The sequence below is a fragment of the Streptococcus cristatus genome, from assembly GCF_003943505.1.
Lineage (GTDB): Bacteria > Bacillota > Bacilli > Lactobacillales > Streptococcaceae > Streptococcus > Streptococcus cristatus_E.
In genome coordinates this window covers 1-1,333 of record NZ_RJPS01000024.1, presented here as the reverse complement: position 1 = coordinate 1,333, position 1,333 = coordinate 1, and the positions used below count along the sequence as shown (strand labels likewise).

The 1,333-nt window shown below is 41.0% G+C and carries 1 protein-coding gene; it reads right to left on the bottom strand.

Features of this window, described 5'->3' with window-relative positions; translation table 11 throughout:
* On the bottom strand, positions 1-1,333 hold a 1,333-nt coding region (locus D8792_RS10665; RefSeq protein WP_221763076.1), incomplete at both ends, for an SHIRT domain-containing protein.

Genomic DNA, 1,333 nt, shown 5'->3' with positions numbered 1-1,333 from the left:
TTTCCGAGGAACTGGTGTAAATTTAAACATCAATGGTATTGTAACTTTTGGTATTTCCCCATATGTAGCCGCCCGCTCTAGTTCACGACTGAAGGTTAAATCTACTACATCTTCCTCAAAGGTCCAATTTCCTTCATTTTCCGCATCATAAAAGGGTTTGTAGACACCTTGAACTTCATCGTAGCGAAGCAAGGCTGCTCGCGTATCCAGTATATCTTTAGGTAAATACTCATGGCGTTCATCAAACTGATTGAAAGTAAGCTTGTAATCGTATAGCTTACTTTCTAGATCTTTTATCTCCTTAGGAAGAGGTAATCTATATTCGTCACGTGAGGTCTTAGGACTACTTGGTAAATGATAAAAATTCTCAAAATCGTGCTGGTTCATAGGTTTGTAGGATACAGTGACATCCTCAAAGTATTTCCAAGTTCCTACGAACTCTACATCGCCATTGTTTGCCACTTTACTTGGAGCATCAAAGCCAGTCAAAGCCCAATAGCCTTTTCGGTTAGGATATTCTTCTGAAGTATAAAAAACATAGTGAAATTCTTGTGCTTTTACTACTTCACCCTCAGCAAATCTTCTTTTATCTTCTGGGCTCCAATTTGCAACATAAGATGGCGGAGTTTTCCCAGGTGAGCCATTAACTGCTCTATAGGTAGCCTTGTATGGTGTTGGTGTATATTCCCACTTACCTGTGAAGAAAACATCATCTTTGTCAATCACCTGACTATCATGGTCATAGCCCTTAAAGGTCCATCTACCACTTCCATCATACTCTACATAAGTTGTTTCAGTTGGCTGGATGGCCTTTACTTTATCGCCCTTTTTGTAGATTTTTGTGTCTTCTGGCTTCAAGTAGTTCAGAGTAAGCGGAGTTGTTTTTCCTGGTGTAGCACTTTCAAACTCATAAAGTGCTGAGCGAGGAGTTTTATCCTGATCTGGGATGAACTTCGGATTTTTATCACGAAGACCAGAATTAACAAAAGTCACTAGATTGCGATAAACTTTATCAATTTCTTCTTGCTTTGTTGCAGTTTGAAGCACACCATCAGCAGCCGTCATTACGCCATTCAAGATTTCTAGACTATCGTCTGTCTTACTTGAAAAGTCCTTGCTGCGCAAGTTTTTGAGGTAGTTCTCTAAAGCGCTCTTGTTTAGACTTGCATTTGCTGAAGCAGGTTGAGCAGTGGCTGCAGCTGGCTGGCTTGTGCCTGTAGCTGGCTGAGCATTTTTAAAAGCAGTCGAATCTTTCGCTTCTTGACTTGTCTCTGTCGCAGCAGGTGTAGCAGATTTCAATGAGGCTTGGTTATCCCCTTGCGTTTCTGTCTGT